At 28.9% G+C, this 5,532-nt stretch carries 4 protein-coding genes; all 4 read left to right on the top strand.

The features are described 5' to 3' along the window. The first annotated feature begins 50 nt into the window (after positions 1-50). The 4 genes from ftsZ (at position 51) to recN (ending at position 5,386) form a co-directional block, all read left to right on the top strand. Positions 51-1,859: a cell division protein FtsZ gene (gene ftsZ, locus ACQCX0_RS05880; RefSeq protein WP_462563242.1), complete on the top strand. Its 1,809-nt coding sequence runs from the start codon at positions 51-53 to the stop codon at positions 1,857-1,859. 102 nt (positions 1,860-1,961) lie between these two features. Beyond that, complete coding sequence (gene lpxC / locus ACQCX0_RS05875) at positions 1,962-2,876, top strand: UDP-3-O-acyl-N-acetylglucosamine deacetylase (RefSeq protein WP_462563241.1); 915 nt, start codon at positions 1,962-1,964, stop codon at positions 2,874-2,876. A 67-nt stretch (positions 2,877-2,943) separates the two neighbouring features. Beyond that, positions 2,944-3,708, top strand: coding sequence for an outer membrane protein assembly factor BamD (locus ACQCX0_RS05870; RefSeq protein WP_462563240.1), 765 nt, complete (start codon positions 2,944-2,946; stop codon positions 3,706-3,708). A 13-nt stretch (positions 3,709-3,721) separates the two neighbouring features. Beyond that, complete coding sequence (gene recN, locus ACQCX0_RS05865; protein WP_462563239.1) at positions 3,722-5,386, top strand: DNA repair protein RecN; 1,665 nt, start codon at positions 3,722-3,724, stop codon at positions 5,384-5,386. Positions 5,387-5,532 lie beyond the last annotated feature (146 nt).

Here is a 5,532-nt window from a genome sequence, read left to right as displayed (position 1 = left end):
TGATTTAAAGAATATACTAGTAAAATTTATAAGTAAGGAGTTATAAAATTATGATCAAAAGATTTACCTCCATAGAAGAAATTCATCAATTAACTACTGAGGATATATTTCAGCCATCAATTACTATTTTAGGTGTAGGAGGAGCTGGTTCTAATGTGGTAAATAATATGATTGGTATGGATTTATCAGGAGTAAGATTTGTAGTTAGCAATACTGATATGCAAGCTTTAGAAGAATGTATTTGTCCTAATAAATTACAACTTGGTCCTAAAGTAACCAAAGGTCTCGGAGCAGGCTCAAGACCGGAAATAGGGTTTCAAGCATCAGAAGAATCCAGAGATGATATTAAAGATATTTTAGTAGGGACTAATATGCTTTTTATTACTGCCGGTATGGGAGGAGGTACCGGAACAGGAGCTTCTCAGGTGATTGCTAAAATAGCTAAAGATATGGGGATACTAACCATAGGTTTCGTAACCAAACCTTTTAATTATGAAGGTTATCATAAAATGGAAATTGCCGAACACGGCTTAAAAGAAATAGAGAATTATTTAGATGCTTTAGTAGTAATTTCTAATCAAAATCTTTTTAAGGTTATTGATGAAAAAACCAGTTTTATGGATGCCTATAAGGTTGTGGATCATGTATTATATTCAGGGGTTAAGGCAATTACCGATTTAATAATCTCAAAAGGTTTAGTTAACTTAGATTTTAATGATATTAAAACTGTTATGGAAGGTGCAGGGCAGGCTATGATAGGCTCTGCAGAGGCAGAAGGAGAAGATAGGGCAAAAAAAGTTGTGGCACAGGTGGTGAATAACCCTTTACTTGATGGAGTTAATTTAAGCGGAGCTAAAAGAATCTTAATTAATATTACCGCAGGGTATAATATGACCCTATATGAGGTAGACCAAATAGTAAATAATATTAGGCAGGAGGTAGATCCGCAAGCTTTTATTAGTTTTGGTGCTATTTTTGATGAAAAAATGGCTGATAAAATTAGAGTATCAATAGTTGCCACGGGGGTTGAGAGTAAAAAACCTATTCAGCAGGAATCCAGTCTTATTAAGCAGATTTTTCATAAAGAAGATAAACGCCAAAAACAAGAAATTATTCAACAAGAAAATAAGACTTTTTCACAGACAAGAGCAAAAGATTCTAATCCTGTTTCTCAGTATCGTACTACCCCTATACAAAATAAAACTAAAGATTTAGTAAGAGAAGATACCGCAGTTGAGTATACTCATAAAGAGCTGAATCACAGAGAGTTTAACTATGATGTAGAGGTAGATTCTCCTAAATATACGGCAATAAAGCCGGAGCAACAAATCCTTGTAGAAGAACAATTTGAAGAGCAATACTATGAAAAACAAAGAGTTACAGAAGAAAATTTTAAGGAAAGTCAGGATACGGTTATTGCTACTAAAGATGTTGTACAAATAAACTCTTTTAGAGACGCAAACGGAAACTTTAATAATGTAAAAACTAAAGAAGTTCAATCCAAGATTTCAATTGAAGCTTCCCCGAGAAATTATAAAAAATTAACTCATGAAGTAGTAAGTCATGAAGTAGTAAATAAAAAAAATCTGCAGTATAAAAAAGCATATTATCAAGATAAAGATATTTTTGGTGAAGAAGTAGAAAATATCGGTAAGAAAAAGCTTAGTTTGTTTGATTTGGTAATTAGTAAAAAAAAGCAAAGCCTTGCAAATCAGCATAAAATGAATGAGGAACATATTGATATTCCTGAAGATGATTTAATAGTAATGCACAAAAGAAATAACATAAGTCAGGATAAGATTAATACTTCTAGTGTAAAAGCTAAAACAGATTTATTAGATATTTTTAAGAAAAAATAATCTTTTAAATTCTTGTAATAATTTGTTATGTATTTTCAATATCCTTTTCAGATACCTTATTGTAACCTATAACCATGGATAGGTAAAACACATGGAAATAATATGTATCAAAAAACAATAAAAAAAGAACTCAAAATCTCAGGTGTAGGAGTACACAGCGGAAAAATAGTAAATATAACTATTAAACCGGCAGAGCCTAATACAGGTATAATTTTTAAAAGAATAGATTTAGGTAGTGATGATAGTAGTATAAGCATTAAAGCCACTTGGTCTAATGTGGTTGATACTAAACTCTCTACAGTAATTGCTAATACTAAAAATGCTAGAGTAGCAACTATTGAACATTTAATGGCAGCTTTTGCGGGTTTAAGAATTTCTAATGCAATTATCGAGATAGATAACCTAGAGGTTCCTATTTTAGACGGTAGTTCTAAAATTTTTGTTAAACAATTGTTAAAGGCAAAAGTAATAGAGCAATTAGGTGCATATAGAAAAACTCTAAGAATTTTAAGACCACTTAGTATACAAACACAAGATATTCAGATAGAAGTAATCCCAAGTAATAGATTCAAAGTAGATTTTTTAATAGATTTTCCTAATACGCCAATTAAGCAACAAAAATATAAATTTGATAGTAAATATAATGATTTTGTAAAAAATATTGCTTTTTGTAGAACTTTTGCCAAATTAGAAGATATTGAAAAATTACAAGCTATGGGTTTAGCTCTAGGTGGTAACTTACATAATGCGATTGTGGTATCTAAGGATGGAATTTTAAATAAAGAAGGTACTAGATGTCATGATGAATTTGTAAGACATAAGATTTTAGATTGTTTTGGGGATTTTTATTTATCCGAATACGAAATAGCTGGTGCTTTTAAATGTTCTAAATCAGGACATACTGCTAATAACCTTATCCTAAGAGAAATTTTTAGCAATAGTCAAAATTATGCTATTGATACCTTAGAGGATAAAAGATTTCTATCTGTTAGTTTTCAACAACAAATTGCTTATTAAACTTGCTTTAGCAAAGTTAATAAATTAAAATTAGTAATCAATAAATCTTATAAACGGATATAATGTTTTGAGACTACTAACTAAGATTAGTTTAATCATTTTGCTATTTGGGTTTACTGTACTTAATTCTAAGGCAGATTATGAAGACTTAGATGTTGCCGGTTTATATAAAGTAGCATTTTATGAATTAAAAACAGGTAATGCTAGTGAGGCAATTAAATATTTAAAACGCATAGGATCTGAATTTTCATATCAAACTGAGGCAATTGAGGCACAATTATTATTAATTTGGATTTATTATCAACAGAATGATCTTCTAGCTGCTGAAGTTGAAATTGAGAGTTTTAACAGATATTATCCTTATAATAAATATTCGGTATGGATAGATTATATGAAATCTTTGGTTTATTTTGAACAAATAGGTGATATTAAAAGAGATCAAGGTATTACTCAGAAAGCACTTATTGCTTTTAATGCTCTACTTAAAAAATATCCTGATAGTGAATATAGTAAGAGTATTATATTTAAAATAGAAGTCGTAAAAGATTTATTAGCTACTAAGAATATGGATATTGGTAAGTATTATCTAAAACAAAAAGAATATATTTCTGCTATTGCTAGATTTCAAGAAATTGTGGATAATTTTCAAACCACAAGTGCAATTGATGAGGCAATGTATAGATTGACCCAAGCATGGTTAGCTTTAGGAGTAGAGGAAGAAGCTTTTAAAACTGCTGCTGTTCTTGGATATAATTATCCTGACAGTATTTGGTATAAAAAAACTTATCAACTTATAAAAAAATATTCTAATATTACTAGGTTAGAAGAATAAGCAGTAAGTTATTATGTTAAAAGAACTTAATATTTCTAATGTAGTGTTAGTAAAAAATTTAATACTTAGTTTCAAGAACGGTTTAACTATTCTTACAGGAGAAACCGGAGCTGGTAAGTCTATTCTCTTAGATTCTCTAACACTTGCACTGGGTGGGCGTGCTAATACTAAATTAATAAGAGAAGGAGAGCATACAGCATGTGTGGTAGCTATTTTTATAATATCACATAATAATATTATAAAAAAATTATTACAAGAACAAGGTATAGTTTATTATGATGAGCTTATTTTAAGAAGAACCATTAATCATGAGGGTAAATCAAAATGTTTTATTAATGATATCTCGGTAGGTATAAATTGCTTAAAATTAATAGGTGATAAACTTTTAGGAGTCCACGGGCAATTTGACAATCAAAGACTCCTAAGAGGAGTACATCATCGAGAAATCCTTGATAATTTTGCCCAAAATAAAGAGTTATTACATGAAGTATCAGAGTTATTTTTCAATGTAAGCCGAACTACAAAAGAACTCAATAACTTAAAGCAAGAATTATCTAATCTAGAAAGAGAACAGGATTATTTAAATTATGTAATCAATGAGTTAGAGCATTTAAATCCTTATAAAGATGAAGAAATTGATTTATTACACAAAAAAGCTTTATTAAACAATAATGAGAAAATTGCTAATTCGTTAACTAAAGCACAAAATCATCTACAAGATCCAGATATTTTAGAAGCTATTAACAGATCTTTAAAAAACCTTTATCAGTTACAAAAACTTTTTGAGGAAGATAATAATTATCAAAATATTTTAGAAAATTTAGACAAAGCTTACCAGCATCTTGAAATAAGTTCTGAGTTATTAAATGAAATGAATTCAAATGTAGAATTTAATGAAACTGAATTATCAGAGATTGAAGAGCGTATTATGGACTTAAGAAGTATTGCTAAAAAGCATAAGGTTTCTCCTAATGAGTTATACTTATTAAGAGATAATCTTAGCAAAAAATTAGGAAGATTTAACTTAGGAGCAAAGAAAATTCTAGAGCTTAAAAATACTCTTAATGTGCAACAACAGGAATATTTTGAGAAAGCTCAAATTTTAAGTAAAAATAGGCTCAAAACAGCTGAGTTGTTAGATAAAAAAGTAATTCAAGAATTAAGCTACTTAAAATTAAAGAATACTAAATTTAAAACAGAAGTAGAAATTTTGCCTCCTGAGAATTATTCAGGATACGGTATAGATAAAGTAACTTTTAAAATTAGTACTAATCTTAAAGATAATTTTTTAGATTTGAATAAAACTGCCTCCGGTGGAGAAATGGCAAGATTTATGTTAGCACTAAGATTAATTATTGCAGAAACAGATACAATCAGTACTGTTATTTTTGATGAGGTTGATATAGGGGTAGGAGGAGAAGTTGCAGAGCTAATCGGTAATAGATTATTAAAATTAAGTAATAAACTTCAAACCATAGCAATTACTCATTCTCACCAAATTGCAGCTCAGTCTGATGAGCATTACAAAGTTACTAAAGAACTTATTAATAATGAATTGTTTACTAAAGTAGCTATTTTAGAGGCACATGAAAAAATAGAAGAAATAGCAAGAATGATTTCAGGCAAAGAAATTACAGAAGAAGCTCGAAAAACCGCTCAAAAACTAATTGTATCTTAATCTTTACTTCTTAAATAAGCTTAACTGTAACAACATACAAAAAGCGTAGAATCAAAGATTAAATAATACAGTAAAGTATATAAATTTGTGCTATTTAAAATAAGAATAATTATTATTTTAAACTTTATTTTACAATAGGTATTTAC

It is taken from the genome of Candidatus Hepatincolaceae symbiont of Strigamia maritima (genome assembly GCF_055505085.1).
This window is presented reverse-complemented; position numbering and strand designations above follow the sequence as displayed.

Excerpts from the sequence above, each read along its gene's own strand:
- ftsZ (WP_462563242.1), top strand. The coding sequence starts at position 51 with ATGATCAAAAGATTTACCTCCATAGAAGAAATTCATCAATTAACTACT.
- lpxC (WP_462563241.1), top strand. The coding sequence starts at position 1,962 with ATGTATCAAAAAACAATAAAAAAAGAACTCAAAATCTCAGGTGTAGGA.
- recN (WP_462563239.1), top strand. The coding sequence starts at position 3,722 with ATGTTAAAAGAACTTAATATTTCTAATGTAGTGTTAGTAAAAAATTTA.